The sequence below is a fragment of the Roseovarius sp. TE539 genome (assembly GCF_003298505.1).
GTDB lineage: Bacteria > Pseudomonadota > Alphaproteobacteria > Rhodobacterales > Rhodobacteraceae > Roseovarius.
The window spans coordinates 1-26,942 of the sequence record NZ_QNGB01000004.1 but is presented as its reverse complement, the minus strand read 5'-3'; the positions used below and the strand labels follow the sequence as shown (position 1 = coordinate 26,942).

24 protein-coding genes and 1 pseudogene are annotated in these 26,942 nt (G+C 62.5%); 14 read left to right on the top strand and 11 right to left on the bottom strand.

The genetic code is table 11. The features are described 5' to 3' along the window. The first annotated feature begins 60 nt into the window (after positions 1 to 60). The 3 genes from DQW77_RS03635 (at position 61) to DQW77_RS03625 (ending at position 2,550) form a co-directional block, all read left to right on the top strand. Positions 61 to 348, top strand: a complete 288-nt coding sequence (locus tag DQW77_RS03635) for an I78 family peptidase inhibitor (protein ID WP_258523657.1) — start codon at positions 61 to 63, stop codon at positions 346 to 348. Between the two features lie 85 nt (positions 349 to 433). Then, on the top strand, positions 434 to 2,092 hold the full coding sequence (locus DQW77_RS03630; RefSeq protein WP_113256839.1) for a DNA polymerase Y family protein: 1,659 nt from the start codon (positions 434 to 436) through the stop codon (positions 2,090 to 2,092). 113 nt (positions 2,093 to 2,205) lie between these two features. Beyond that, on the top strand, positions 2,206 to 2,550 hold the full coding sequence (locus DQW77_RS03625; protein WP_113256993.1) for a DUF2794 domain-containing protein: 345 nt from the start codon (positions 2,206 to 2,208) through the stop codon (positions 2,548 to 2,550). 6 nt (positions 2,551 to 2,556) lie between these two features. Here the strand turns inward: DQW77_RS03625 and DQW77_RS03620 are convergent, their stop codons facing one another. Further along, positions 2,557 to 4,341 (bottom strand): ABC transporter ATP-binding protein, encoded by a 1,785-nt coding sequence (locus tag DQW77_RS03620; protein WP_113256838.1) that lies wholly within the window; start codon positions 4,339 to 4,341, stop codon positions 2,557 to 2,559. Between the two features lie 108 nt (positions 4,342 to 4,449). Next, positions 4,450 to 6,285, bottom strand: a complete 1,836-nt coding sequence (locus tag DQW77_RS03615; protein ID WP_113256837.1) for a trypsin-like peptidase domain-containing protein — start codon at positions 6,283 to 6,285, stop codon at positions 4,450 to 4,452. Positions 6,286 to 6,449: 164 nt separating this feature from the next. Here DQW77_RS03615 and DQW77_RS03610 point away from each other — a divergent pair, with 164 nt between their 5' ends. The 7 genes from DQW77_RS03610 (at position 6,450) to folP (ending at position 15,777) form a co-directional block, all read left to right on the top strand. Beyond that, on the top strand, positions 6,450 to 7,379 hold the full coding sequence (locus DQW77_RS03610) for a glycine--tRNA ligase subunit alpha (RefSeq protein ID WP_113256836.1): 930 nt from the start codon (positions 6,450 to 6,452) through the stop codon (positions 7,377 to 7,379). Beyond that, complete coding sequence (locus tag DQW77_RS03605) at positions 7,376 to 7,903, top strand: DUF6446 family protein (protein WP_258523656.1); 528 nt, start codon at positions 7,376 to 7,378, stop codon at positions 7,901 to 7,903. The genes DQW77_RS03610 and DQW77_RS03605 overlap by 4 nt, the downstream gene beginning before the upstream one ends. Positions 7,904 to 7,907: 4 nt before the next feature. Continuing rightward, on the top strand, positions 7,908 to 10,184 hold the full coding sequence (glyS, locus tag DQW77_RS03600; RefSeq protein ID WP_113256834.1) for a glycine--tRNA ligase subunit beta: 2,277 nt from the start codon (positions 7,908 to 7,910) through the stop codon (positions 10,182 to 10,184). Between the two features lie 71 nt (positions 10,185 to 10,255). Then, a complete protein-coding gene (locus DQW77_RS03595; RefSeq protein WP_113256833.1) occupies positions 10,256 to 12,796 on the top strand; it encodes a putative PEP-binding protein in 2,541 nt (846 codons plus the stop codon). Positions 12,797 to 13,041: 245 nt separating this feature from the next. After that, the gene (locus DQW77_RS03590) at positions 13,042 to 13,650 is read left to right on the top strand and encodes a cell wall hydrolase (protein WP_113256832.1); all 609 of its coding nucleotides are present in this window, start codon (positions 13,042 to 13,044) and stop codon (positions 13,648 to 13,650) included. 98 nt (positions 13,651 to 13,748) lie between these two features. Next, the gene (locus DQW77_RS03585) at positions 13,749 to 14,681 is read left to right on the top strand and encodes a dihydroneopterin aldolase (protein ID WP_113256831.1); all 933 of its coding nucleotides are present in this window, start codon (positions 13,749 to 13,751) and stop codon (positions 14,679 to 14,681) included. Positions 14,682 to 14,721: 40 nt separating this feature from the next. After that, entirely contained in the window at positions 14,722 to 15,777 is a 1,056-nt protein-coding gene (gene folP, locus DQW77_RS03580; protein ID WP_113256830.1) for a dihydropteroate synthase, read from the top strand. Here the strand turns inward: folP and DQW77_RS03575 are convergent. Further along, positions 15,743 to 16,669 (bottom strand): DMT family transporter, encoded by a 927-nt coding sequence (locus DQW77_RS03575; RefSeq protein ID WP_113256829.1) that lies wholly within the window; start codon positions 16,667 to 16,669, stop codon positions 15,743 to 15,745. The two genes, folP and DQW77_RS03575, sit on opposite strands and share 35 nt — an antisense overlap. A 72-nt stretch (positions 16,670 to 16,741) precedes the next feature. Continuing rightward, the gene (ilvC, locus tag DQW77_RS03570) at positions 16,742 to 17,764 is read right to left on the bottom strand and encodes a ketol-acid reductoisomerase (RefSeq protein ID WP_113256828.1); all 1,023 of its coding nucleotides are present in this window, start codon (positions 17,762 to 17,764) and stop codon (positions 16,742 to 16,744) included. A gap of 145 nt (positions 17,765 to 17,909) precedes the next feature. Between ilvC and DQW77_RS03565 the strand changes: the two genes are divergently transcribed. Together DQW77_RS03565 and DQW77_RS03560 are read left to right on the top strand one after the other, a co-directional pair. Continuing rightward, positions 17,910 to 18,365 carry an Lrp/AsnC family transcriptional regulator gene (locus DQW77_RS03565; protein WP_113256827.1) on the top strand — a complete coding sequence of 152 codons (456 nt, stop codon included), beginning with the start codon at positions 17,910 to 17,912 and terminating at the stop codon, positions 18,363 to 18,365. Then, a complete protein-coding gene (locus DQW77_RS03560; protein ID WP_113256826.1) occupies positions 18,362 to 18,820 on the top strand; it encodes an Lrp/AsnC family transcriptional regulator in 459 nt (152 codons plus the stop codon). The genes DQW77_RS03565 and DQW77_RS03560 overlap by 4 nt, the downstream gene beginning before the upstream one ends. Positions 18,821 to 18,862: 42 nt before the next feature. Here the strand turns inward: DQW77_RS03560 and DQW77_RS03555 are convergent, their stop codons facing one another. Together DQW77_RS03555 and DQW77_RS03550 are read right to left on the bottom strand one after the other, a co-directional pair. Beyond that, entirely contained in the window at positions 18,863 to 20,065 is a 1,203-nt protein-coding gene (locus DQW77_RS03555; protein ID WP_113256825.1) for a UbiH/UbiF family hydroxylase, read from the bottom strand. Between the two features lie 64 nt (positions 20,066 to 20,129). Beyond that, entirely contained in the window at positions 20,130 to 20,774 is a 645-nt protein-coding gene (locus DQW77_RS03550; RefSeq protein WP_113256824.1) for a pyrimidine 5'-nucleotidase, read from the bottom strand. A gap of 112 nt (positions 20,775 to 20,886) precedes the next feature. Here DQW77_RS03550 and DQW77_RS03545 point away from each other — a divergent pair, with 112 nt between their 5' ends. Continuing rightward, positions 20,887 to 21,531: a GntR family transcriptional regulator gene (locus tag DQW77_RS03545; RefSeq protein WP_113256823.1), complete on the top strand. Its 645-nt coding sequence runs from the start codon at positions 20,887 to 20,889 to the stop codon at positions 21,529 to 21,531. On the opposite strand, the gene DQW77_RS03540 is transcribed toward DQW77_RS03545, so the two are convergent. After that, on the bottom strand, positions 21,472 to 23,424 hold the full coding sequence (locus tag DQW77_RS03540; protein WP_113256822.1) for a glycosyltransferase: 1,953 nt from the start codon (positions 23,422 to 23,424) through the stop codon (positions 21,472 to 21,474). The two genes, DQW77_RS03545 and DQW77_RS03540, sit on opposite strands and share 60 nt — an antisense overlap. Positions 23,425 to 23,523: 99 nt before the next feature. Then, positions 23,524 to 24,672 (bottom strand): glutamine-hydrolyzing carbamoyl-phosphate synthase small subunit, encoded by a 1,149-nt coding sequence (gene carA / locus DQW77_RS03535; RefSeq protein ID WP_113256821.1) that lies wholly within the window; start codon positions 24,670 to 24,672, stop codon positions 23,524 to 23,526. A 148-nt stretch (positions 24,673 to 24,820) separates the two neighbouring features. Between carA and DQW77_RS03530 the strand changes: the two genes are divergently transcribed. Beyond that, positions 24,821 to 25,279, top strand: coding sequence for a GatB/YqeY domain-containing protein (locus tag DQW77_RS03530; protein ID WP_113256820.1), 459 nt, complete (start codon positions 24,821 to 24,823; stop codon positions 25,277 to 25,279). A gap of 108 nt (positions 25,280 to 25,387) precedes the next feature. On the opposite strand, the gene DQW77_RS03525 is transcribed toward DQW77_RS03530, so the two are convergent. From DQW77_RS03525 to DQW77_RS03515, 3 genes and pseudogenes are all read right to left on the bottom strand, one after another. Next, positions 25,388 to 25,888, bottom strand: a complete 501-nt coding sequence (locus DQW77_RS03525; RefSeq protein ID WP_113256819.1) for a DUF2244 domain-containing protein — start codon at positions 25,886 to 25,888, stop codon at positions 25,388 to 25,390. 64 nt (positions 25,889 to 25,952) lie between these two features. Next, positions 25,953 to 26,750, bottom strand: coding sequence for a DNA methyltransferase (locus tag DQW77_RS03520; RefSeq protein ID WP_113256818.1), 798 nt, complete (start codon positions 26,748 to 26,750; stop codon positions 25,953 to 25,955). A 65-nt stretch (positions 26,751 to 26,815) separates the two neighbouring features. Then, a pseudogene (locus DQW77_RS03515) lies at positions 26,816 to 26,942 on the bottom strand (IS481 family transposase); the annotation flags it as partial.

Here is a 26,942-nt window from a genome sequence, read left to right as displayed (position 1 = left end):
GGCACGACGAAATTACGATGCTGCACCCGGATTGACGCATAGACAGACCGGAACGCGTGAATGCGAAGGATCACACTTTTGCTTTGCTGGGCGCTGATGCTCGCGGCCTGCCGGCCCGGGGCGCAGAGCGGGGCAGATTCCGCAAGCACCGCCGAGACCGGACGCTGCGGCGCGTCGGAACTGCGGCATCTCGTGGGCCAGCCGCGCGATGCATTCGACCCGGGAGCGCGTGAAGGACCGGTCCGTATTCTTCCGCCGAATGCCATGAGGACGATGGATCACCGTCCCGAACGGCTGAACCTATCGGTGGACGAGAATCAGCGGATCACGCGCATCTGGTGCGGCTGACTGCGCCGAACGGTCCATCACCGCTCGACTCGACTCCGGCAACGCGGTGATCTACCTTCGGAACAAACAGCGAACAAATACCTTCATGCACGCCCGCCGCATCCTTTCCGTCTGGTTTCCATATCTCGGGGCTGAACGCCTCTTGCGCCGCCTCGACAAGCTCACAGACATTCCTTTTGCGGTGGTTGCCGAGGACGGACAGGCGCAAATCCTGTCCTCGTTGTCGAAAGACGCCATGGCGGCGGGGCTGCATCAGGGACAGGCACTTCGGGATGCGCAGGCGATCTGCCCGGAGCTGGTGACCTGGCTGCAGGATCCGCAGGCCGAAGCGGACTTCATGTGCGCGCTGGTTCGGTGGGCCGGGCGTTTCTCGCCCTGGGTGGCGGCCCAGGCCCCCGGGGGGCTGGTGCTCGATATCACCGGCTGCGCGCACCTTTTCGGCGGTGAACCCGGGCTGATGACACGACTGGTGCATGATGCTGAGGAAATGGGGCTCAGCGCAATTTGCGGGCTTGCCGATACGCCGGGTGCGGCCTGGGCCCTGGCAAGGTTCGCCGGCGCGGCCACGACGACGGACAGGTCAGGGGACGCCATCGACCAGGAAGCCCGGGCCACCCGATCACGTGCCGCCAGGAACCGCCACCGGAAACGAAGTGACACGGAGCCCGCGCTGTTTCACGGGTCAGGGGGCGCAAGGCGTATCGCGCCGCCCGGACAAACCCATGGGGCGCTGGCCGGCCTGCCGGTGGCCGCGCTGAGGCTGGAAAAGGAGGTGGTGGCGCAGCTTTCCCGGCTGGGATTGCGCCGTATCGGAGATCTCATCGGACAGCCGCGCGCACCACTGGCACGGCGGTTCGGGCGTGATCTGGTGCTTCGTCTGGATCAGGCGCTTGGCCAGGTGCCCGAGCCGATCTCGCCGGAACAGCCGCAGCCGCGCTATGTCACGCGGTTGAGCCTGCCCGAACCTGTCGGCCTCAGTGATGATATCCTGGCGGCACTGGACCGGCTGCTCCCGCGGCTCTGCAAGTTGCTGAGCGACAAGGGTCAGGGCGCGCGGGCAGTTCGCCTGCAAGCCCTGCGCACAGACGACACGGTACAGGCTGTCGAGGTGGGGCTGGCGCGTGCCGCAGACCGGCCCGAACATATCCGGCCACTGCTGGCAATGAAGATTGCCGGGATGGATGCCGGTTTCGGTATCGACACGCTGCGCCTGGAAGCGACACGCGTGGAACCGGTTCACGAGCGCGCGCCAACCGGGCATGTCATGGCCGGGAAGGCCGTGCAGGACAGGCTGGCACGCAAGGCCGGAACCGAAGAGCTGATGGGCCGCATCGGGGCACGGATCGGGCTGGAGGCAATTACCCGGCGTCACCCTGCCAACAGCCACATCCCGGAAAAATCCGCGATGATCCTGGCCGCTGCCTGGTCCGATCCGGCCCCCGGCCACTGGCCCGCGCCGCCAGCGCCGCGACCGCTGATGATGTGGCGGCCCGAGCCGGTGAATGCCCCCGACACCCCGGCCCCACCGGCGCGGTTTCGTTGGCGCGGACGCATGCATGAAGCCCGCGCCGCCACGGGGCCCGAACGGATAGCGCCGGAATGGTGGCTGGACGATGTCAATTGGCGCAGCGGCGTACGTGATTACTGGCAGGTGGTGACCGACAATGGCACGCGTCTGTGGTTGTTCTACGCTCACGGCGGCACGATGAGCCCCGGCTGGTTCTGTCAGGGACGCTTCGCCTGACCGGCCCGACGGGCTGCAAGCCCAACCGAAAACCGATGCCCGATCCTGCCAACAGGCCGGGGGTGGCGCTGAATTCGCTTGATTTCAGCTTTGCTTGCAGCAAGTCTGTGCGCATGACAACCCATTCTCACGCATCGGTCCCGACGCCCCACGCGATAACCGAGGTTGCCTTTCACCGCAGTGAGTTGGGGGTGATCCTGTCCTTGTACGGCCGCATGGTGGCTGCCGGGGAATGGCGCGACTACGGGATTTCCTGCTTGAAACATGTTGCCATCTTCTCGGTTTTCCGGCGCACGGCGGAACATCCATTATACCGGATCGAAAAACGGCCCGAACTGCGCAACCGTCAGGGACAATATGCCGTGATCGGCATGGACGGACAGATCCTGAAGCGCGGTCATGACCTGAAGACCGTACTGCGGGTTCTGGAGCGCAAGCTCATCCGAGCCGTGGACTAGCGCCGGTCAGGCCGCATCGTAGCCGCGTTTCTGGGCCCTGTAGAGTTGCGCATAAAGCCCGCCTTGGTCAAGCAGGTCCTCATGATGGCCCTTCTCGACCAGTTGCCCGGCTTCCAGCACGAAAATGGTGTCGGCGTCCGAGATCGAGGACAGCCTGTGCGCGACTATGATCGTGGTTCTTCCCCTGGTCAGCCGGCCAAGCGCGGACTTGATCCGCGCCTCCGTGGCCTGATCGAGGGCTGACGTCGCTTCGTCCAGCAACAGAACAGGCGCATCGCGCAGAAAAGCACGCGCAATGGCAATCCGCTGCTTCTGCCCGCCGGAAAGCTGCGCACCCTTGGGACCGACCGGCGCATCGCCCCGCCGACGGATCAAATCGGCGATCTCGGCATTCTCAGCAGCCTCCCATATCTCTGCCTCGCTCGCCTCCGGCTTCACGTAGCGGATATTCTCCCAGATCGAATTGTTGAAGATCACGATATCCTGCGCCACGACCGAGAAAGCGCGCCGCAAGGCCGAAACCTTCAGCTGATCAATGGGTTGCCCCCCGATTGTGATCCGTCCGGACCCGACATCGTAAAGCCGTGACAGAAGTGACAGGATCGTTGTCTTGCCGGATCCGGTCGCACCGACGATCGCCGAAACGCGCCCGCCCGCAAAGGTCATGTCGAGCCCCTCGAAAAGCGGCTGATCGGGACTGTAGGAAAAATGCACATCCTCCAGCACGATGTCTCCGGAGGTATCGAAACTTTCCACCGCGTCCGGGGCGTCATTGATTGTCGCGGCCTCGTCGTAAAGCGCACGGATCCGCGACAACAGGACCAGATTGGCCTGAAGCTGGGCAAAGAACTGCGCGAGCAGCCTCGCTGGATCGAAAATCATGACCATGCCGAGCAGGAAGGTGATGATGCCCGCGCCGTCCATGTCGAAACCGGGGCTGAGAACCATGTAACCCCCGCCGCCGATCACCAGAACATAGACGAAAGCCGATGACAGATCTATCGCCGGCAGCATCAATGCCTGGGTTGTCTGCACACGGGTCAAAAGATCACGGATGGATGCCGTGCCCTTGAGCAGCCTCGAGGTTTCCATGTCTTCCTGGCTCGAGATCTTGACGGTTCGCATGCCGTTCATCGTCTCTTCGATACCATTCATGTAATCGCCAAGCGCCGCTTCGGCATCGGTCTGACCCTGCTTGATGCGATCCGAGACATAATTCATGATCCAGATGATGAAGGGCAGGATCACGACGGCAGCACCGAACAGGATCGCATTCTTGTAGATCAGGTAGCCCGACACGATGAAAACAGTCACAGCATCACGCACCGCCGCAGCCGTGGCCTGGCCGACGAAGACACCCAGCTGTTGGGTCTGTGTGACGAATTTCTGGATTATCTCGCCCGATTTGGTGCGCTCGAAAAAGGCAAGGTCGAGAGACATCAAATGTGCAAGCAGATCGCGCCGCATCTCGTAGATCGCGGCGTTGCTCACCCGCACGGTGACCAGTGGCACAAGGAACGACATCAGGCCGCGAACGGCAAAAAGGAAAAACACCACCACGCAAACCAACGCCAGTTCGGCAACGTCGCCACTTTCGAAGATCACCCGGAGGCCGGTTTCCGTAAGCGACAGGAATTGCTGGTAAACGAGCCCCTGCACGAGGATCATGGCCAGCACCAGACCAAGAAGCGGTGCGCGCTTGCGCAAATAATGCGCCCACAGCCAGCTCAGGTTGTCGCGGTCTTCGACGGAAAACAGCGGCGCGCGCTTTTTTGCCTGGCGTTTGGTCATATGCGGACAGATCCAAGGGAACGTGGTCGCCCGCTCTTAACCGGAACTTGCGGCAAGGTCATCCCGTTCCTTCAACCCCGCCCGGGCCACGCCCGACCGGGCCGGCGATCAATCCCAGCAGCTGACCAGAACTGTCATGCCATTGGCGCGGTCGCTCAGGTCCGCCGGTGCGACGTCGTCTATCTCGGAGGTCGCTGACGGTGAAACACCCGCCTCTCGCAGAACCTTCAGCACAGCCCGGGAATCGGCGGCGAAACTGACATCCTCGGGCAGTTTGCGTTCTCCTCCCGTCTCCGGCAGGAGCATGCCCAGAACCGCGCCACCGGTATCCATCACCGGCCCGCCGGCGTCACCTTCCAGCGCGGCGAGCGCGAGGCGCTTGAGGTCCTCCTCTCCGTTGAGGCCGCGCAAATCAGCCAGTTTTCCGAAGGTAAGCGTCGGTGCATTCAAGACACCTCCATAAGAATACCCGGCGACAGCAACACCGGACTTGAGTCGCGGTACGGATTGCTGGAAATCGGCAAAGCTCATCGGGGCCAGCGCCTCGCGCGGGCGCAGGACCGCGATGCCCAGTTCGGCATTCCGTGTCGCGATCTCTGCCGCATAATCATGGTTTATGGTGATCCGGCCACAATTCGCCACAACCTCGGTCGTGGTCACGACTGTCCCACGCCGGTCCACGTAAAAACCCGAACGCGACAGGCGGGGCTTGCGTATCTCCAGACCCGAAACAAGATCGACACTCTGATCGTCATCCCAACCCTGTGCCGGGTCGAGCACACCCCGGAGACGGGTGAAACTGGCCTGCATCTCGGACAGAAGGCGGGTGCGCCGCTCTTCGTCGCCGGCCGGCCAGATCAACGTGAACCCCTTGATCCGACCGTTGCGCAGCGTCGCTTCGGTATGCGAGACGATCCGATCGTTCCGTCCAACGAGCGTGAAACTGTCTCCTTCGCGTGATCGCGGGCCGTCCTGCGGCACGATTTCCAGTGTCTGCATGATGTCATACAGCCCATAGAGCGTATCACGATCGCCCTCCTGACTGATCAGAAGAACACGCGCCCCCAAATCGGTGCGGGCATCGAAATGTGCGAAAGGCGGCTCGTAACGGGCAAAGGCCACTTCGGCTGTGGGCATCTGCATTTCTATGCCGGTCCTCTCGTCACGCACAAGCGCCAGATCCAGACCGTCGAGAACTGCGTTGTACTGCCGCAAGAGTTCCGCCCTCTGCCGTGAGGTCAGCACACCGGTGCGATCGAAAGCGTTGTCCCGCTGCCACCCCGCCATGGCGGCGCGGGTTCCGGGCCCGATCGCGGCGTCGATCCGGCCTGCGTAGTAGCCCGCCCACTTGAGCGCGATCTGAATCTGCATGCGTTCCTCGCGGTTCAGGCGGCGTTCGCTGGCGCGTGCCTCGGCGAGAGTTTCTTCCGGCAACTCGGCCTCCCTCACGACTTGAGGCTCGCGCGCCTCCGCCACGACGGGACCGGGATCGGCTTCAGCGGCGTCAACTTCCGCGGACTGTTCTCCGGCAATATCATCCGCCCTGATGTCGATTTCAGCCGCGGATGCCGGGGCATTGGCGAGCTCGGGATCGCGCTGTTCGGCGCCGACGGGCCATATCTGACGCCGGAAGTCCGATCCGTTGCTGATGTAGCTGTCACGCGGTATCCGACCCTGATTGCGATAGGTGACAAGAACCCGTTCGGCATCGGCCCTTGAATACGGTCCCAGGGCAACACCGTACCAGCCTGAACCGTGATCGAAACCGTTCACATCCTCGAGCCGGTTGTCATATCTTCTCAGGGAATTGGTGATCTCCGTCAGGCCCGGCTGCGCCTCTATCAGAACCCAGAAAGCGCCGCCGGGATCCGACTCCTGTTGCGCCTGCAACGTCTGAACACCGAGAAGGACCGATAGTACCGAGGCCAGAATGAATCTTGTCATCACGTGGGTTACCTTTGCCGTTACCGGAATTGGTTGCACTTCGGGGAGTTTTACCAAATCCTCGCATCTATGCACCTAAAATATGGCGCCCCGCGTGATTGACCCTCCCCTGCGGGGGCCCTAGGAAGAGCATGCGAAATTCGCGGCACTGTCCGGGGGAAAAGATGGCCGAAAATTCCGGCAAACCAACCAGTTTTCAGGATATCATCCTGCGTCTTCAGGCCTATTGGGCCGGATGCGGCTGCGTGATCCTGCAACCGTATGACATGGAAGTCGGGGCCGGCACCTTTCATCCCGCCACCACGCTGAGAAGCCTTGGTACGCGGCCCTGGGCGGCGGCCTATGTGCAGCCGTCGCGGCGTCCGACCGACGGCCGCTACGGCGAAAATCCCAACCGCCTGCAACATTACTACCAGTTCCAGGTGCTGATCAAACCCAGCCCGCCCGACCTGCAGGAGCTTTACCTCGGGTCTCTCGAAGCGATCGGCATCAACATGAAAACCCATGACATCCGCTTTGTCGAAGATGACTGGGAAAGCCCCACACTGGGCGCCTGGGGCCTTGGATGGGAAGTTTGGTGCGATGGCATGGAGGTCAGCCAGTTCACCTATTTCCAGCAGGTGGGCGGGCATGACTGTCATCCCGTATCGGGCGAACTGACTTATGGTCTGGAACGGCTGGCGATGTACGTGCTGGGCGTGGATCACGTGATGGAAATGCCCTTCAACGATCCCGCCGCGCCGATCCCGCTCAGCTACGGAGACGTGTTCCGCCAGACGGAGCAGGAATATTCACGCTGGAATTTCGACGTGGCCGACACGCAGGTTCTGCTGCGCCATTTCGAAGAGGCCGAGGCCGAATGTGCGGCGATCCTGAACCAGCCCGACCAGGACCCGAGGACCGGCCAGCGTATCGTGATGGCGCATCCCGCGTATGATCAATGCATCAAGGCCAGCCATATCTTCAACCTTCTGGACGCCCGCGGCGTGATCAGCGTGACCGAGCGGCAGGCCTATATCGGGAGGGTGCGGACATTGGCCCGGCAATGTGCAGACGCGTATGTCCGGACCGCCGCCGGGGGGCATTCGAAGTGACGGGAAAAATCCTATCGGTGATCATCGTGATCGCGGCACTGGTGGCAGGGGCGGCCCTTTATTACCTCCAGGTCTATCATTTCTACGAGCCCGTCCGCGCGACCGGCGACGGCGATGTGCGGCTGACCTCGCTGGTTTCCGGAAAGCCCGAACCGGTGCTGTACGAAGCGTTCGAAGCCATCGATGCGGACAGCTCCCCGATCCGCTACCGGGCCTGTTTCACGACACCGACAAGTCATGCGCTCCTGACCGAAACCTTTGTGCCCTACGAAGCGGCGGAACCACTGAACGCGCCCGGCTGGTTCGATTGCTTCGACGCGGAGGAGATCGGCATGGCACTGGAAGAAGGGGACGCGCTCGCCTTCCTGGGACAGCGCAACATCCAGTACGGAATCGACAGGGTCGTCGCCGTCATGTCCGACGGTCGCGGCTATGTCTGGCACCAGATAAATCACTGCGGCGAAGTCGTTTTCGACGGACGTCCAGCGCCCGAAGACTGTCCGGAACCGCCCGAAGGGTACTGACACCATGCCTGATATCCTGATCGAACTCTTTTCCGAGGAAATCCCCGCACGCATGCAGGCGAAGGCCGCGGGTGATCTCAAAAAGCGCATGACGGACGGGCTCGTCGAGGCGGGGCTGACATATGCGGGGGCCGCTGCCTTCTCCACGCCACGGAGGCTGGCTTTGACGGTGCAGGGGTTGCCGGATGCAAGCCCGACCGTCACGGAAGAACGCAAGGGCCCGCGCGAGGGCGCGCCGGAAAAGGCGATCGAGGGTTTCTTGCGCGGCGCCGGTATCGGCCGCGAGGCGCTTGAATTGCGCGATGAGAAGAAGGGCCGCGCCTATTTCGCAACCATCACGAAACCCGGCCGCCCGGCCTCGGTGATCATCGCCGAAGTTCTGGAGCAGGTGATCAGGGATTTCCCGTGGCCCAAGTCGATGCGGTGGGGGGCAACACCGCTTCGCTGGGTGCGGCCGCTGCATTCGATCCTGTGCATATTGACGGATGATGCGGGCGAAGCGCGGGTCGTGGACATGGATCTCGACGGTATCCGCACGGGCAACACGACCGAAGGGCACCGGTTCATGGGGCATGGGCGCTTCGCCGTCAGTTCATTCGACGACTACCGCACAAGGCTGACGCGCGATTTCGTCATGCTGGACGCGGATGCCCGGGCCGAGCACATCTGGCAGGATGCCACAAATCAGGCCTTCGCGGCGGGCCTTGAAGTGGTCGAGGACCGTGGGCTGCTGGCAGAAGTTGCCGGCCTCGTGGAGTGGCCGGTGGTTCTGATGGGCCGGATCGACACCGGCTTCCTCGACCTGCCGCCGGAGGTCCTCCAGACCTCGATGAAGGAGCATCAGAAATTCTTCTCCGTCCGCAACCCCGGCTCGGGCCGGATCGAGAAATTCGTCACTGTCGCCAACCGCGAGACCTCCGATCACGGCGAAACCATCCTCGCCGGCAACCAGAAGGTGCTGGCGGCACGGCTGGGCGACGCGAAATTTTTCTGGGAGAATGACCTGCGCACGGTGCGGGAAAAGGGCCTCGAAGGCATGGCCGAAGGGTTGCGCGACGTGACCTTCCACAACAAGCTGGGATCACAGGCCGACCGTGTGGAGCGCATCGCGGCACTGGCGCGCGAGATCGCACCCCTTGTGGACGCCAAACCCGATCTGGCCGCGGAGGCGGCAAGGGTGTGCAAGGCCGACCTGCAATCCGAGATGGTCGGCGAGTTCCCCGAATTGCAGGGGCTGATGGGCCGCTATTACGCACAGGCCGCAGGCCATGACGACGGTGTGCCCGAGGCCTGCGAAGAACATTACAAGCCGCTGGGGCCGGGCGACGCCGTGCCAAGCGCGCCTGTCTCGGTCGCCGTGGCGCTCGCCGACAAGATCGACACGCTGACCGGCTTCTGGGCGATTGACGAGAAGCCCACCGGCTCGAAAGATCCCTACGCGCTGCGCCGCGCGGCGTTGGGGGTTATCCGGTTGGTGTTGGGGAATGGTGATAGGCTCTCTTTGGAAGCTCTTTTAAAAACTTCCATTTTTATTTTTGCTTATTTGGAAACGGCACGTGGGACACAAGCGTATGATAGAATAGCCGAAAGTGGCTCAAGCAATGAGCAATTTTTCAAGCATTTTGATCGCTGGAAAACCGGTGCATTCGATCATTCTCTTACTGCTGAAGATGTCTCTCCAGAAAACGATGGGGATGTAATCCAAGAGTTTATTTTCTATACGATCCTAGATTCTTACAGAATCTTCGATCATTCTATCGACCTCCTCGCCTTCCTGCACGACCGCCTGAAGGTCCATCTCAAGGACGAGGGTATCCGCCATGATGTGATCGACGCCTGCCTTGCGATGGAGGGTAATGACGATCTCACCCTGCTCGTCCACCGCGCCCGCGCGCTTGGGGCGTTCCTGAGCACGGAGGATGGCGAGAACCTGTTGCAGGGCTTCAAGCGGGCCAACAACATCCTCACACAGGCCGAAGAAAAAGACGGCGTCGAATATTCCTTCGGCGCGGATGTGAAATTCGCCGAGACCGACGAGGAAAAGGCGCTCTTCACCGCGCTCGACACTGCAGAGCCGCAAATCGCCGCCGCCCTCAAAGCAGAGGATTACGCCGCGGCCATGTCTGCCATGGCGGCGTTGCGCGGACCTATCGACGCGTTCTTCGAGGCGGTGCAGATCAACACCGGAAATCAGGTGTTGCGGCGCAACCGCCTGAACCTGCTCAACCGGATCCGCACGATATGCACGCAGGCCGCGGATCTGACCCGAATCGAAGGCTGAGACCACCGCAAGCCGGGCCTTGCCTTGCTCGACACCAAGCGTATGCTGCGCCAACCAAGGAAGGTGCCGCAGTGCAGCAAAATGACCCCGACATAACCCTGATCACACCGGACGTTCCGATGCGCACGGATACACATGGTGGCCGCGCAAAGTGTCTCCAACGCCTCCTGAGGCTGGACCTGCCGGTTCCGCGCACGGTTGCATTGTCTTTTGATGCGGTCCATGCGATCGCCGCCGGAGAGATACCTGACATGGATCGGCTCCTGGGGCCGTTCGGGTCCGCGCCGCTTCTCTGTGTAAGGCCGTCGTCGGAGGATCCGGACTGGGGCGGACCCCGGGCCGTTCTGAACATCGGCATGAATACATCCCTCCACGCCGATCTCTGTGAAAGGCTCGGAGAGCGGGCCGCGTCGGAACTCTATATGCGGTTCGTGCAATCCTATGCGATCCATGTGTCGCGGCTGGATCCGGACATCTTCGACGACCTGAGCGACGACCCCGCGCGCGGACTTGCCGAAGCGCTGAAAGCCTACGAGGACGAGACCGAAGAGGCATTTCCACAGGATCCCTCGGTTCAACTGGCCGAAGTTCTGCGTTCGATGGCCCGGGCATGGGAAGGCACCACCGCGCGATTGCTGAGACAGGCCAAGGGCGCCCCCGCGGATGCGGGGCTGGGCCTTGTGGTGCAGGAAATGGCGCTCGGGCTGGGGCAGGGAGAATGCGGATCGGGCGTGATGCAGCTGGTCAACAGCCAGACGGGAGCGCGCCAGATAACCGGCCGCTACCTGTCGCAATCCCAGGGACGCGAAGCGCTGAGCGGCGGGGCCGACGCCCTTTACCTGGAGCGTGATCCCCGCGGACCGTCGCTTGAGGAGCTGGCACCGGACGCGTTCGCGCAACTGAAGGCGCACACCGCCCTGATGCGTGAGAAGCTGCGCGAGGAAATGCAAGCCGAGTTCACCATCGAGAACGGCAAGCTGTTTATTCTCGACGGGGTCCGGGTGGCACGCAGTGCCCGCGCGGCGGTCAGCATTGCCGTGGCGCTTGCTCAGGACGGTATCATCAACCGTGAAGAAGCACTGATGCGGATCGAGCCGAGGGCGCTGAACGAGATGCTGCACCGGCAGGTCGATCCCGAGGCTCAGCGTGATGTGCTGGCAACCGGCGTTGCCGCGAGCCCCGGCGCGGCGTGGGGCCGGATCGTGTTTTCGGCGAATGCCGCACAATCCGCCGCCGCGCGCGACGAGCCCTGCATTCTTGTACGCCGGGAAACCAGCCCCGAGGACATACGCGGCATGCATGCGGCTGTGGCTGTGCTGACGGAACGTGGCGGTATGACCAGCCATGCCGCCGTGATCGGGCGCGGTATCGGCCTTCCATGCGTGGTGGGCGCCTCTGACATTCGCTTCCAGACCCGGCGCAAGCAGCTTACCGCCCCCGACGGGCGCGTTTTTGCCGAAGGCGACGTGATCACGATAGACGGCTCCAATGGCGAGGTTCTGGCGGGCAAGGCCCCTCTGCTGGACGCGGGCCACGACGACTCACTTCGCGTTCTCATGGACTGGACCGACGAAGTCCGCGATATCGGGGTGCGCGCCAATGCGGATACACCCGCCGATGCCGAGCTGGCCCGCAATTTTCGCGCTCAGGGAATCGGGCTGTGCCGGACAGAGCACATGTTTTTCGAAGCTGACCGCCTCACGGTCATGCGCGAGATGATCTTCGCCGACAGCAGCCAGGATCGCGCCGCGGCGCTGGAGCGGCTGTTGCCGATGCAGCGTGAGGATTTCACCGATCTGTTCCGGATCATGCAGGGACAGCCTGTATGTATACGGCTTTTCGATCCGCCTCTTCATGAATTCCTGCCGCACGAACGTTCGGGCATGCTGGAACTGGCCGAGGCGCTGGATCTGCCGATGTCGGATGTGACCCGCCGTGTCGAGGCACTTGGCGAATACAATCCGATGCTGGGGATGCGCGGTGTGCGCCTGGGTATTACCGTGCCCGAAATCTACGACATGCAATCACGGGCCATTTTCGAGGCCACGTTGCAAGGCAGCCGGGAAGGCGAACCGGTCGTGCCCGAAATCATGATTCCACTGGTTTCGGCACGCCGGGAGGTGGAACTTGTCAAGACGCGGATCGACGCTGTTGCTGCGGCAGTGCGTAACGAGACCGGCCGGGACTTCACCTACCGTCTGGGCGTGATGGTCGAGACGCCCCGCGCGGCACTTCGCGCCGGAGAGATTGCTCCGCTGGTCGAATTCCTGAGTTTCGGCACCAACGACCTCACGCAAATGACATATGGCCTTTCGCGTGATGATGCCGGCCGGTTCATGTCCGATTACGTGCAACAAGGGGTTTATCCGGAGGATCCGTTTCACACGCTTGACGTCGAAGGCGTGGGGGAGTTGCTCAGCATTGGTGCGGATCGCGCCCGCAAGGCGCATCCCGGACTCATGCTGTCAATCTGCGGTGAACATGGCGGAAACCCCGAATCGATTGCCTTTTGCCGTCGCGTGGGGTTCGATTACGTCTCGTGCTCGCCTTTCCGGGTGCCGGTCGCGCGGCTTGCCGCGGCACAGCTCGCGGTGCGCGACAGGACTGGCTGAGGGATGCGCGGCCCACTGCGATGCAGGCCCGTTTTGAAACGGGAACCCCTTTAAAAGGGCGATTTGGCCGGGTTGGACGGTGCTGTTGCGTTTGCGAATGAATGGCGCGAACGCGGCCATCCGTGCCCCCGATTGACCCGTCGAGCCCGGGCTCACCGGGGCCAAGCTGGACGGCAGGGCAGAAATTCGGTAAGAGGCGCCGGTATTTGCACGGATCTGGTCCGGCAAGGAACCTGGAGGTTGGCATGACACGCATCGCCCTGGCATTCATTCTGGCGTTTTCAGGCATGGCCTTGGCCGACACGAAGGTCGACCGGCTGGTCAATGATGAACGGCGGGCGTTGAACACGATCCCGGAGTCCCGCCTCGCCGGATACCTTGAGGAAGTCGGCATCGGCATTCGCTATACGCGGGATTGGCTGGACGTTCAGAAACCGCGCAAATTCGGTGATGGTTGGAAGTGCCTGGCCGAAGCCCTTTACTTCGAGGCCCGTGGCGAAAGCGTCAAGGGACAGTTTGCGGTCGCCGAAGTGATCATGAACCGTGTCGATAATCCGCGCTTCCCGGGGTCTGTCTGCGGTGTGATAAATCAGGGTACGGGACGCAAGTTCGCCTGTCAGTTCACCTATACTTGCGATGGCAAGAAAGAAGTCATCAGCGAGCAACGCGCCTATCGCAGGGTCAGCAAGATTGCCAAGCTCATGACCGGTGGCGCCGATCGCCCCCTGACTGACGGAGCGACACATTATCATACCCGCCAGGTGTCACCGGACTGGTCGCGCGTCTTTCCCCGGACGGCCACGATAGGGGTCCATCACTTCTACAGGCTGACGACCCGCCTTTCACAGAACTGAAGCGCGCGACCGGCGCAAAACGGGCGTTGCCTGCCGCATTTGCGCATGCCGACCGTTTCGATGCCTCTAGGCTGCGCCCACCCTTTCCGGAGCGTCCTATGAGCAATGAAATCAGACTGGCATTCGAGCATCCGGCGGCACGCGCCGACGCCACGGCCCCCGACGGTCCGCTTGACCGCATTTCACTGCGCGACCACGTGGTCGAAGTGGAAATCGGTGCGTTTCAGGCGGAACGTGGCACAACCCAGAGGGTATGTTTCAATGTTGTCGTCGAGGTGCGCCCGGTCACCGAGCCTTTGGATGACGATGTGGATCGCATCCTGTCCTATGATCGGGTAACCGAGGCGATTGGCGCAGAACTGGCCGAAGAGAGGTTGAACCTTCTCGAAACGCTCGCCGAACGGATCGCGGAAAGAATTCTTGCGGAACCACAGGCAGTGCGCTGTTTCGTCCGGATCGAGAAACTTGATCGCGGGCCAGGTGCCCTTGGTGTCGAGATCGTGCGCTCAATGCAGGACGTGGCAACAAAGCCGGTGGCATTGCAGGCGGACGCGCGCCCGCGCCCCCATGTGGTATTCCTGAGCAACCGGGCCATCATGTCACCCAACCTCGGGCACTGGCTGGACCAGTTGCAGAACCGTACCGAGCCTGTGATCCTTTGCGTCGGGGCGGCGGATGCCACACAGCCGGATGCCCGCCACCGTATGGCGCAGCGCCGCATCGCCCTGCTGGAGATCGAACAGAATGCCTGGGTCCTTGCGGGGCGTGACGATCGGTGCGTGGTGATCGGCACACGCACCGAACTCGACTGGGCGATGAAGAACGGTCAGATCAGTGTCTGGGCGCCGTCCAAGATCGTTCTGGACGCGATCGACGGCCCGACCACCGAACCGGGCGATGCTGTCGCACTGGCGGCTTGGTTCGCGGATCACATTGAAGCCTCGGACCTGCTTCTGATCGGCGCCACGCCACCCGAAGACGGCGCGAATGTGCCGGTGCTGGTTCAGGACATGGCGCAATCGGGCCTGTGACCTGCTTGTCAAGCCAGGCCACCTGCGCCATGCACCAACCATGACACACTATTTCCGTCCCCTTCTCCGTCACGACGATGCCCGCCCCGAGACTGCGCTGACGCTGGCCGACGGCTGGACCTGGTTTGATACCGTGGAATTGCGCCAACGCGATGCGTCGCCTGTCATGCTACCCGTCAGCGAGGTGCCGTCCGAAACACTGGATCGCCTCACGTCACAACGGGCACCCATCTGCGGGCTGGACTTCGCGGCACCACGGCTGATGGGGATTCTGAATGTCACGCCCGACAGCTTTTCGGATGGTGGCGAACACTATGCCCACGATGTCGCGCTCCAGCACGCGCGCGACATGGCGGACCAGGGTGCGGCGATCGTGGATGTCGGCGGAGAATCCACCCGCCCCGGCGCCACAGAAGTGCCCGCGCGGGAAGAAAGCGCGCGCGTCATACCCGTAATACGCCAAATCCGGAAAGACGGGCGTGTTCCCGTCTCGATTGACACGCGCAAGGCCGCCGTGGCCCGCGCTGCGCACGATGCCGGCGCGGGACTGGTCAACGATGTGGCAGGCTTCACCTTCGACAAGGAGCTGGCCCCGCTTTGCGCCGAAAAGAACCTGCCGGTCTGTATAATGCATGCCCAGGGCGACCCGCAGACCATGCAGGTTGATCCCCGCTATGATGACGTGGTTCTCGATGTCTACGATTTCCTGGCCGAGCGGGTGAACGCGCTCATCGGCATCGGCATCGAGAGGCACCGGATCATCGTTGATCCCGGTATCGGTTTTGGCAAGACACAGGAACACAACCTGACCCTCCTGCGCAACATGTCGATTTTCCACGGCCTGGGGTGCGCGCTGCTTCTGGGCGCTTCACGCAAACGTTTCATCGCCGATATTGGCAAGGCACCACAACCGGGCGACCGCGTGCCGGGATCGGTTTCCGTGGCGCTGGCCGGTGTCATGCAGGGGGTGCAGATCCTGCGCGTACATGATGTCAAGGCGACGCGATCGGCCCTTGATCTGTGGAGCGCGATCCATCGGGGACAAGCGGACAAAGCGGATGTCAGCCCGTCGCACGGCGGCCGAACAAACGCCTGAGCGCCGCCGCCTGGCTGATCGCGACACCGAAAAGGATCAATGCCAGACCACTCAACAGGCTTGGTGGCACCGGCTCGGACAGAATGAGCGCCCCGAATATCACCGACCAGACCGGGACCATGTAGTTCACCAACCCGAAGAACGACGGGCCGGCTTCGCGATTGACCTGAACAAGCACAATCTGCGCCACACCTGTGGGCAGGATCCCGAGGTACACGACCGCGATGACCCCGATCATGTCCAGATCCTCCGGCAGACCTTCGACAATCAGCGCGACAGGCAGCAGAATCATGCTGGCCAGAAGCAACACGGCCGCCGAGAGTGACACCCGGTCAACATCCGGGCAAAGCCGGGTGAAAATCGTGCCCGTCGCATAACATCCGGCGGCCGCCACGCAAGCGAGCTTGGCCAGCAGCTCCAAATCCTTGCCGGTCGATGCGAAGGCGCCCGGCCCGATCAGGACGACCACACCGCCTGTTCCCAGTACAAATCCCGCCAGGCGCCGCCATGTCAGATGTTCCCCCGGCACGAAAATGTGTGCCAGTGGCAAGATCAGGAGCGGTACCGCCGACATGCAAACGCCGGCAAATCCCGAGGCGACCACCTGCTGCCCCCAGCCCAGCAGTGTAAAGGGAACCGCATTGGAAAACAGGGCCATAGCCAGGGCGAAAAGCCAGATGCGCCCCGCATCAGGACCACGACGCGGCGGCAAACCGATCCCCATGGCATGGGCAAGCCCAACAAGGAACACCGCCCCTAGCGCGATGCGCATTGCCGCCAGCAGCAATGGCCCGACACTGCCGAGTGCCAGGGTCATGAACATGAAGCTTGCGCCCCAGACAACCCCGAGGAACCCGATCCTGAGCCAGTTGACGGGGGCGATATCCTGCATTCGCTCTATCTTTCCGTGCAGACAGGGGCACCCTTGGCAGGCGCGCCCCTGTCGCGGTTTCCGAAGACGGGTTCAGTTCTTCTCGCGATCGACCATCTTGCCGGCGGAAATCCACGGCATCATGCCGCGCAGTTTTTCGCCCACCTCCTCGATCTGGTGGGCATCGTTCATCCGCCGGGTGCCCTTGAAGAACGGCTGTCCGACCGCGTTTTCCTGCATGAAATCACGCACGAAGGCACCGGACTGAATGTCATGGAGGATTGCCTTCATCTCCTTCTTGGTGCGCTCATAGGGAAGAATGCGCGGCCCCGAGACGTACTCGCCATATTCGGCGGTGTTGGAGATCGAATAGTTCATGTTGGCAATCCCGCCCTCGTAGATCAGATCAACGATCAGCTTTACCTCGTGAAGACACTCGAAATAGGCCATCTCGGGGGCATAGCCAGCCTCTACCAGTGTCTCGAAGCCCATCCGGATCAGCTCTACCAGACCGCCGCACAGGACCGCCTGCTCGCCGAAAAGATCGGTTTCGCATTCTTCGCGGAAACTCGTTTCGATGACGCCGGAGCGTCCGCCACCGATGGCCGCACAATAGGAAAGCCCCGTTTCCAGCGCCTTGCCGGTCGAGTCCTTGTCGACCGCCACGAGGCATGGCACACCGCCGCCCTTCACGTATTCGCCACGCACCGTATGGCCCGGCCCCTTGGGGGCCATCATGATCACGTCGATGCCTTCCTTGGGTTCGATCAGTCCGAAATGCACGTTGAGTCCGTGAGCGAACGCGATCGCGGCGCCAGGCTTGATATTGTCGTGAACGTATTTGCGATAAGTCTCGGCCTGAAGTTCGTCCGGCATGGTGAACATCATCAGGTCGCACCATGCGGCCGCTTCTGCGATCTCCATCACCCTGAGACCCTCTGCCTCGGCTTTCCTGGCGCTTCCGGACCCTTCACGCAAGGCCACCACCAGGTTCTTGGCACCGCTGTCACGCAGATTCAGCGCATGAGCATGGCCCTGGCTGCCATAGCCCAGAATCGCAACCTTCTTGTCCTTGATGAGGTTTATGTCGCAATCGCGATCATAATAGACTCGCATGTCATTCTCCTTCGCTTTCGTTCATGCCGTTCAGTCAGGTCGTCAGTATCCTACTCTTGCAGCCACAAGAATGATGGCAAAAAGCACTTCATTTTTACATTTTGCGAAAATATGATGCGCGTAATCGAATATCGTAGGGATTTTCATGCTGGACGATACGGACAAGCGCATTCTCAGGCACTATCAGCACAACCCGACGACAGGCTTCGCTGAACTGGCTGAACGCGCAGGCGTGACAGCCGCGACATGCACCCGCAGGATCGAAAAAATGCGACAGGAAGGTGTGATCCGGGGAAATCATGCCGTCATCAACTGGCGCGCACTTGGCCGGGAGGTCGAGGTGTCCCTGCGCATCGCCCTGGACAAGACACAGCCCCGGGCCTTCGATGAATTCCTCGCCGCCGCCCGCGAGGTGCCCGACGTGGTCGAGATCCAGACGTTCCTCGGCCGTGTGGATGTGCGCCTTTCGGTCATCGCGCGGGACATGGCACATTACCAGCAAGTCTATCGAACCGCGATCCTTACGCTTCCCCATATCGCGGACATCGAGGCGCTGATGCATGTGGCGCGGATCAAATCCGACGAGGTGCTGCCGCTTTGATCGAACTGGACACCATGGACCGCCGCATTCTGCGCGCGATGGCAAGGGACGCAACCCAAAGCGCCAGCGCCCTTGGCCGCGTTCTGGGCGTATCGCAATCAGCGGTCTGGCGGCGCATCAAACGCTTGCATGAAAACGGGATCATCCTTGGTCAGCGCCTGGATCTTGACGCAGAAAGGCTCGGTTTCGGCGTCACGGTCTTTCTTGGCGTGAAACTGGCAACCAAGGGCCGCGTCAGCCTGGATGATTTCGAACGTGCGGTTTCGGCGATCCCGGAAGTTCAGACCGTGGAACATATCCTCGGCCTCTACGACTACCGTCTGCGTGTCGTTGCCCGGGACATCCCTGACTTCGAACGCGTGTTGCGTCGCCGGATCATGATGCTTCCGGGTGTCGGTGATGTTGAAGCCAACGTTCTTCTGAGCGAAGAACGGCGCCCCGGCCCGATCGGATAGCGATCAGAACCACTTCCGGTACGCGAAAGGGCCGAAGGCGCATCATCCCCTTGCGCCCAGCCCCATCTGCATCAGCAGGCGCCGCACCGGCGCAAGCGCGTATATGGTATCCACACCCAGTGCGCGACAGTCTCGCAAGGGCTGGAAATGCATCATGGAGGCACGGTTGAGCGCGTCGATCCCGGCCAACCTCAACGCCACCTCCCGATGACGGCGCCGGTGATACGCCTCAAGCATTTTCGCATCCCCGAGTGTGTCGGGCGACTCCAGCGCCAACGCGAGCAGAACCCGCATGTCTCCAAGGGACATGTTGAGGCCCTGCGCGCCGATCGGGGGCACGACGTGTGCCGCCTCGGCCACCAATGCCACGCGTTCGGCCCACATGCGGTCCGCAACCTGGCTTATGATCGGCCAGATAGTCATCCGCGAAGCCAGCTTGAGCGGCCCGAAAAGGCCACAGGAGCGTTCGGTCATTGCGGCCTCGAAGTCGGGAATGCCAAGACCCGCGAGACGCACGGCCTCGGGCCCGTCTTCCATCCAGACGATCGCCGAGGATGGCAGCCCCTCGTGATCAGGCAACGGCACCAACGTGAAGGGGCCGCCCGACCGGTGAATCTCGGTGGACACGTTTTGATGCGGAAGCGGATGGGTGACAGCGAAAGCCAATGCTTTCTGACCGTAACGGATTGTGTGCACACCAACGCCGGCCGCTTCGCGGATCGGTGAATTGCGGCCATCGGCGGCGATCACCAGCCGCGCCCGCACGGTTGTGCCATCGCTCAGGCCCACCCGCGCTTCGCCCTCACGCGTGAAAAGGGATCGCGTCGCCGTTCCGGTCCAGAATTCGACACTGTCCAGTTCCTGCAGATGTGCAACCATTTCCCGGCGCAAAAGCCAGTTCGGCAGGTTCCAGCCAAACGGGAGGTCCGAAATATCCGCCGAATTGAAATCGCGGGTAACGCGGACTTCGGGCTCTGGTCCACCGGCATCGACAATCCGCATGACCCGCAATTCGCTGGCATGCCCCTCAAGCCGGGCCCACAGGCCCGCCTGCTCGAGCAACGCCTGCGCCGGTTGCAGGAAGGCGGTGCTGCGCAGGTCTGCGCCCTCTGCCTCGCGTTCGGTGACCGGCGCGGCGGGGTCCACGCAGAGCACCGAAAAACCGGCGGCACCGAACGCGGCAGCTGCCGTCAGCCCGGCAACCCCGCCGCCCGATATAACTATGTCATGGTCGAAGCCGCGCATCCGGTCATCCTTCCGTTTTCCTACAGATAGGTGCGGTACGGCCATCGGTCCAAGCGGCAGCCTGTCACATCAGCCTTGCCAGAAAACCGCTCAGGTCATCGGTATGATGATGAATGTGATCGGCCGGTGCGGGCTCGGGCGCGACATGGACGGTACGCATCCCCATGACATGCGGAACAGCAAGATTGCGCGGATCGTCCTCAAACATCGCGGCCAGACTCGCGTTCAGCCCATCACGCCGGAAAACCGCCTCGAACGCGGCCGGGTCGGGTTTGGGATGGAACCCCGCATCTTCGACGCCGTACACCGCGTCAAAGCAACCGTTGAGCCCGCGGCGATCAATCACGCGTTCGGCATAGGGCGCGCTGCCATTGGTATATACGATCTTGCGACCCGGCAGGTCCGCGATCCGCGCACCCAGCTCGGGATCCTCGTCGAGACCCTCAAGCGAGATCTCATGCACGTGGGTCAGGTACGGGCCCGGATCGACGTCGTGTTCACGCATCAGGCCGGCCAGTGTCGTACCGTGCTCGTGCCAGTATTTGATCCGCAGACGGTCCGCCTCGGCACGGGCAACCCCGAGCGCCTCCATCACATAGGCGGTCATCCGCACCTCGATCTGATCGAAAAGCCGGGCCTGCGGCGGGTAAAGCGTGTTGTCGAGGTCGAAGACCCATGTCGAGACATGTGTGAAATTCTGCTTTGGCATGCCCCGGTTCTAGGGCGGCGCGGCAATCCGCGCAATGCCCGCAGGCTTGATCCCCACTGTATGCCAAAGATAGGGTACAGAAACAGATCCCGGCAAACGGAATACATCCTTCATGAAACCACCCCAAAAAGATGCCTACACGCTGATCCTCGAAGCGATCGACATGGGCATCTACAAGCCCGGCGACCGCCTGGTCGAAAGCGATCTTGCCGAGCGGTTCGGTGTTTCGCGCACACCGATCCGCGAGGCGCTGCAACGGCTCGAGACGCAAAGCCTGCTGATGCGGGACGGACGCAGCCTGATCGTGTCATCGCTGGATCACAACCAGCTGGCCGAGCTGTACGTGGTGCGTGCCGAACTCGAGGCCCTGGCAGCCGAGTTGGCCGCGCGCCATGCCACCGATGAGGAGGTGCGTGTGTTGCGCGACATGGTCGAGGACGACCATCAGCTTCTGGGCGATCCTGCCGCCATGGCCCGCGCCAACCGGCGGTTTCACAAGCAGGTTCATCTTGCCTCCCATAACCGGTTTCTTGTTCAGCAGCTTGATCTTGTACACCGCTCCATGGCGCTCATGGCGACCACGTCACTTGCCGCCGTCGGCCGCGACCGGGACGCGCTCAAGGAACACGACGCCATCGTGAGTGCGATCGAGGCACGGGATGCGCAGGCCGCCGGTGAAGCTCTGAAAGCGCATATCTCAAAGGCTTTCGTGACGAGGCTCAAGCTTGATTCCGGGGAAGTCGACACCCTTATCTGATGGTTGCCCGGGGCCCTGCATCCGCTTGAGCAGCGGCAGGGAATGGCCGTGTCGTGTCTTGTCCCAGAAGAAAGGGGCGAAAACCATCTCGTAGAGGGCCTTGTAGGCCGCCACCGCGCCGAGCGGCGCATAGAAATGCATCGTCGGCGCCCAGGCCATCAGGTGCCTGTGTTCGCGTCCCGAAACCGCGGTCATGTGCAGCACGACATTGAAAACCTCGATCAACAGGAAAAGCACACCGACGGTCACGAGCGTGCTGCGCGCCACATACGGATCCAGAGGGTGCGGCAAACCGAAGATCAACAGCCAGAAAGACCACAGGAACGGCGCGAGAATGAACTGGGACAGCGCCGAAACGAAATGTGCCTGGAAACCCCAGAATTTTCGCGGCCCCAACTGCCGGAACAGTAGCCGGGGGTTCCTCATGTGCACCAGATAGGTGGTCATGTACCCCTTGAGCCAGCGCGAACGCTGCCGGATCCAGGGCCAGGCCCGGCAATTCGCCTCCTCGGCAGTCACCGTGTTGATCATCTCGGTCCGGTAGCCGTGACGCGCCAGCCGAAAGCCCAGATCCGCATCCTCGGTCACGTTGTGCGCGTCCCAACCACCCAGCTCCTCCAGAACGTGGCGCCGGAAATAAAGTGTCGTGCCGCCAAGCGGGATTGCGAGGCCCAGCCGAGACATTCCTGGTAACATCACACGGAACCAGGTGGCGTATTCAATGGTGAAGCAGCGCGCCAACCAGTTCTGTCTCGGGTTGTAGTAATCGAGGATGCCCTGCAGGCACACCAGATCCGGCGGGGCAGTCTGAAATCGCCGGGCGACACGGGTGATCTGGTCCGGATCCGGTGCGTCCTCCGCATCGAAGATCCCGACGATGTCGCCTTCGCAGAAATCCAGGGCATAATTCATCGCCCGCGGCTTGGTGCGGGGCTGCCCATCCGGCACCACGACGGCACGCATCCATGGCGGCAGGTCGATCGAGGCGAGGGTCTGTTGGGTCAACGCGTCCTTTTCCTCGAGCACCAGAACCACATCAAGAAGGCATTTGGGATACGTGAGGCGGCTGAGGCGCGCGATCAGCGCATGCGCGATCTCGGTTTCGCGGAACAAGGGCACCAGGATGGAAACCTTCGGAAGCCTGCCGTCCTTCACCCCCGGATCTGGCATTGTGTCCGGTTCCGGCGCCGTGACGCTCGCAATGAAGGCAGCCATCTTCAACGCCGCAGAAACGACCAGCGTAATACCGGCCCATACGGCGAACATGGTGAAGACCCCGGCGGGAAACATCAGCGTGAACCCGACACACAGCCCCAGCAGGACGAATGTCACGACGAGCCGTCCCCTTATCGGGCCAAGCCAGCTTCGGCAGCTTTCCGACTCGGGCACCCGCGCCTGTGCGGCTTCGGTCAGGGTGTCACGGTGATCGCGCGCGATACGTGCCTGTATGGCAGCGCGCGGCGCGATGACAGGCGGGGCATCGGCCACCTCACGCGGAAGCCGGGTACGAAGCGGGCCGGTTTCCGAAGGTCGCGCTGTGGCAAGGCGGGCCCGCCCTTCGGCCCCGGCCAAGGGCAGCATCCCGTGGCGGAGAAGATCACGCGGATCAACCTCCACCGGCCAAGTGGATGCCGCGGCGAGCCCCGCTTCATCCAGACGCAGGGCCCTCCGAGCCGTGGCCTGTGCATCGAGTACCTCGGCCTCGCTGGCCAGCCCCTCGGCCTCGAGCACACGGTCAAGCGGGGCGGCGCAGTACCTCTGAACCATCAGTGCCAGCGACGCGTCGGCACGTGTAATGGAACCCGACTCAACGAGTGCCTCCTCAAGCTCGGCCGGCCTGTCCGCCAGGTCTTCAGCCGGCAGATCCAATTGACGAAGTTCTGAAATGCCCATGATTGGCTCCCTGCCGCAAATCCTCGCAGAGAGTTTTGACCAAATCAGTTAATGGACCGTAAACAAATACGTAACAAGGTGTTAACGCAGATCCGGGGCTCAGTCGGCCATAGCGGCTGCGAACCGTTCGAACAGGTAAAAACTGTCCTGTGGCCCCGGGCTCGCCTCCGGGTGATGCTGCACGGAAAAAACCGGGCGGTCGCGCATGCGGATGCCGCAATTCGAGCCGTCGAACAACGACACATGCGTTTCCACCAAGTTCTCCGGCAGGGATTGGGCATCGACTGCAAAGCCATGATTCATCGATGTCACCTCCACCTTTCCGGTCTCGATTTCCTTGACCGGATGATTGGCACCGTGATGGCCATGGTTCATTTTCACCGTCTCGGCACCCAGGGCCAGCGCAAGCATCTGATGCCCAAGGCAAATGCCGAACACCGGCACCTCAGCGGCCAGTATACCGCGGATCATCGGCACCGCGTAATTCCCGGTTGCCGCGGGGTCGCCCGGACCGTTCGACAGGAACACGCCGTCGGGTTCAAGTGCCAGGATATCGTCGGCGGTGGCAGTGGCAGGCATCACCGTGACATCGCAGCCCGCCGAGGCAAGACACCGGAGGATATTGCGCTTGGCGCCGAAATCCACGGCAACGACCTTGTGGCGCGCTTCGGTTTGCCGGGCAAAACCGCCAGGCCAAGCCCAACGCATTTCGTCCCAGCGGTAGGACTGTGCACAGGTGACATCGCGCGCAAGGTCCATTCCTTCCAGCCCGGCGAACCCGCGCGCCTTGGCGACAAGGGCCGCCGTATCGAAATTGCCGGCCGGGTCATGGGCCAACGCCACATGCGGCGCGCCCTGCTGGCGGATGGCGCGCGTCAGCCTGCGCGTGTCCACGCCACCGATCGCGATCCGTCCGCGGCGTGCCAACCATTCGGACAGGTTTTCCATTGCACGCCAGTTGCTTGGCTCGGTCGGATCCCATTTGACGACCATGCCTTCAGCAACCGGGTCGGCGGCCTCGTCATCCTCGTCATTGACACCGACATTGCCGATATGCGGGAAGGTGAAAGTCACGATCTGCCCGGCATATGACGGGTCGGTCATGATTTCCTGATAGCCGGTCATGGCGGTGTTGAAGCACAGCTCGGCCGTGGTTTCCCCCGTCGCCCCGAACCCGCGCCCCATCAAAACCGTGCCGTCGGCGAGGGCCAGGCAGGCGGTCGGGTGCTGGGGGGCGGATCTGGTCATGTCTGGAGGCTCCGGGGCGGAAATTTGCGCGAAACTAGGGCCGGCGGCGAATAGCGTCAAGAGCCCGCGGCACGCTGCGGCGGTTGCGAGTGTCGGAGGATTTGGATATTGTCCGGGGCTTGTGACCAAACCATGGGGATGGAACGGCATGAGCTTGCGCGAGCAGGTCAACACGGCCCTGAAACAGGCCATGAGAGACAAGGCGACGTCGCGGCTTGCAACGCTTCGCCTGATCAATGCGGCCATCAAGGACCAGGACATCGCGGCCCGGAGCGCCGATGGAGACAACGGCGTGAGCGACCGTGAAATCCTCGCGATCCTTGGGAAAATGACCAAGCAGCGGCAGGAGAGCGTGCGCGCCTACGAGGAGGGCGGGCGGCTTGACCTGGCCGAGCGGGAGCGCGAAGAGATCGCGGTGATCGAGGAGTTCCTGCCCCGCCAACTGGACGAGGCGGAAACCGGGGCGGCGATCGACAAGGCCATTGCCGACACCGGCGCGTCCTCGATCCGGGACATGGGCAAGGTCATGGGCAAGCTCAAGGAACGCCATGCCGGGCAGATGGATTTCGGCGCCGTCGGGCCGATGGTCAAGACCCGGCTGAGCTGACCGGGCCGGGCGCCCGCGCGGAACCGGGATTGAACGGTCCGAAGGCCCGGAACCGGGGGCTTGAACCGAAATCCGGCACCTCGGGGCAATTGGTGTCCAACCGCCCGTTCAGCCGGCCCGCGCGGTCCGCAGTGCATCGTTCAGCTCACCGTAAAGCGCCAGGCGCTCCTCCTCGCTCAGGAACGCCCCGATCTCGACCTCGCGGCCCTTGCCCTTGAGGGTGAGGTAATGCGCCACCGGCCCGCCGGTTGGATGCATCGCCACCCGCGCCCAGTAGCTGTTGCAATCCCAGTGCCGCACCGCGCCGCCGGGATCCGTGCGGGTGAGGTGCACCTCGGCCGGGTCGATGGTGAGCACCTCGCTGAGCCCCTCGGCCTGCCGGTAGGAGTGCTCCAGCCCCCACCAGACCCCGCCGACAGCCAGGAGGATGAACGGCAGCAGCCCCCAGAGAAGGACAGTGCCCAGAAGCGGGTAGAGCGGGATGGTGATAAGCGTGAAGGTGGCCAGGATGAAGGCGGCGAAGCCACGGCGCGGCAGCGACCGGTGCGGGCGCAGCGACAGCCGCGTTCCGCCATCATCGCCCGGGGGAGTGGACCATTCGTAAGGCATGTCGCAATTCTAGCGCGGCACGGCGCGGTGAAAAGGCGTCAATCGGCCTCGCCGCGCCGGGCGGTCAGAGATCGAGCGACCCCTGCGCGCGCGCGTCCTCCTCGCGGGCGGCGCGCTTGAAGGCGTCGTCGCGCCGGGCGGGCAGGCGCACGGCGCGGTCGCGCAATTGCAGCGCCTGCTCGATGGTGACGATCTGGATGCGGGGGACGGGCTCGAACCCCTCCATCTCGAATTGTCCGGCCGCCGCCGCCTCGGCCACCATGGTCTTTTTCGGTTCCGTCAGGGTGAGGAATATCCCGATGCCCGCCTTTTCCCGTTCGATCACGCCGCGCAGGTCACGGATCATGCCGACGCCGATATTCTCGCCCGCCTTGACGCTGACGATGGCGCGGTCGGTCTTGCCGAAATAGATATTGCCGTCGATCCCCTTGTCGGCGCCCTTCTTGCCAAGGTTGCCGGGTTGTGCGGCGATCAGCGACAGCGCCCATTTCTCGAACTCGAAATAGTAATTCTTGTCCTCCCGCCCGCGATTGGCGAGGTCGCGCGCGCCCGCGATGTCCTGCGGCACACCTTGGGTGGTGAATTCCACCTTCGGGAAAGCGTCGCGCAGGCGTTTCTCGATCAGCCCGATGGCGAGGTGGGTCACGTCGATGCCGATCCATTTGCGCCTGAGTTTCTCGGCGGCGTGCACGGTGGTGCCGCAGCCGCAGAACGGATCGAGCACCACGTCGCCGGGGTTCGAGGAGGCGGCGACGATGCGTTCGAGCAGGGCGACGGGTTTCTGCGTGGGGTAGCCGAGGCGTTCTTTCTTGCTTGCCTGTGTAATATCTGACCAATCATTCTGAACAGGCACACCCGGCATTTCATCCAAAAAACGCTTGAATCTTGGAGTTCCTGTTGACGTGTATCCGATGCGTCCTTCTGCATCTAGTTGTCGGATCCCGGAAGGTAGTATGGCCGTTTCCTGAACAGGTCGGGCTTGAGTTTGTGCCAGTCTTTCATCGCCTGCAAGGGCGTCTTGCTGCCCAGGGCTGATTGCGGGAGCTGCTGGTTG

Bases quoted from the DNA above. Each gene is read 5' to 3' on its own strand.
- DQW77_RS03520 (WP_113256818.1), bottom strand. From the start codon at position 26,750: ATGCCGGGTGTGCCTGTTCAGAATGATTGGTCAGATATTACACAGGCA.
- DQW77_RS03525 (WP_113256819.1), bottom strand. From the start codon at position 25,888: ATGCCTTACGAATGGTCCACTCCCCCGGGCGATGATGGCGGAACGCGG.
- ilvC (WP_113256828.1), bottom strand. From the start codon at position 17,764: ATGCGAGTCTATTATGATCGCGATTGCGACATAAACCTCATCAAGGAC.
- DQW77_RS03635 (WP_258523657.1), top strand. From the start codon at position 61: ATGCGAAGGATCACACTTTTGCTTTGCTGGGCGCTGATGCTCGCGGCC.
- DQW77_RS03530 (WP_113256820.1), top strand. From the start codon at position 24,821: ATGAGCTTGCGCGAGCAGGTCAACACGGCCCTGAAACAGGCCATGAGA.
- DQW77_RS03585 (WP_113256831.1), top strand. From the start codon at position 13,749: ATGAGCAATGAAATCAGACTGGCATTCGAGCATCCGGCGGCACGCGCC.
- DQW77_RS03540 (WP_113256822.1), bottom strand. From the start codon at position 23,424: ATGGGCATTTCAGAACTTCGTCAATTGGATCTGCCGGCTGAAGACCTG.
- carA (WP_113256821.1), bottom strand. From the start codon at position 24,672: ATGACCAGATCCGCCCCCCAGCACCCGACCGCCTGCCTGGCCCTCGCC.
- DQW77_RS03610 (WP_113256836.1), top strand. From the start codon at position 6,450: ATGGCCGAAAATTCCGGCAAACCAACCAGTTTTCAGGATATCATCCTG.
- DQW77_RS03555 (WP_113256825.1), bottom strand. From the start codon at position 20,065: ATGCGCGGCTTCGACCATGACATAGTTATATCGGGCGGCGGGGTTGCC.
- DQW77_RS03630 (WP_113256839.1), top strand. From the start codon at position 434: ATGCACGCCCGCCGCATCCTTTCCGTCTGGTTTCCATATCTCGGGGCT.
- DQW77_RS03545 (WP_113256823.1), top strand. From the start codon at position 20,887: ATGAAACCACCCCAAAAAGATGCCTACACGCTGATCCTCGAAGCGATC.
- DQW77_RS03565 (WP_113256827.1), top strand. From the start codon at position 17,910: ATGCTGGACGATACGGACAAGCGCATTCTCAGGCACTATCAGCACAAC.
- folP (WP_113256830.1), top strand. From the start codon at position 14,722: ATGACACACTATTTCCGTCCCCTTCTCCGTCACGACGATGCCCGCCCC.
- DQW77_RS03625 (WP_113256993.1), top strand. From the start codon at position 2,206: ATGACAACCCATTCTCACGCATCGGTCCCGACGCCCCACGCGATAACC.
- DQW77_RS03615 (WP_113256837.1), bottom strand. From the start codon at position 6,285: ATGACAAGATTCATTCTGGCCTCGGTACTATCGGTCCTTCTCGGTGTT.
- DQW77_RS03550 (WP_113256824.1), bottom strand. From the start codon at position 20,774: ATGCCAAAGCAGAATTTCACACATGTCTCGACATGGGTCTTCGACCTC.
- DQW77_RS03575 (WP_113256829.1), bottom strand. From the start codon at position 16,669: ATGCAGGATATCGCCCCCGTCAACTGGCTCAGGATCGGGTTCCTCGGG.
- glyS (WP_113256834.1), top strand. From the start codon at position 7,908: ATGCCTGATATCCTGATCGAACTCTTTTCCGAGGAAATCCCCGCACGC.
- DQW77_RS03590 (WP_113256832.1), top strand. From the start codon at position 13,042: ATGACACGCATCGCCCTGGCATTCATTCTGGCGTTTTCAGGCATGGCC.
- DQW77_RS03620 (WP_113256838.1), bottom strand. From the start codon at position 4,341: ATGACCAAACGCCAGGCAAAAAAGCGCGCGCCGCTGTTTTCCGTCGAA.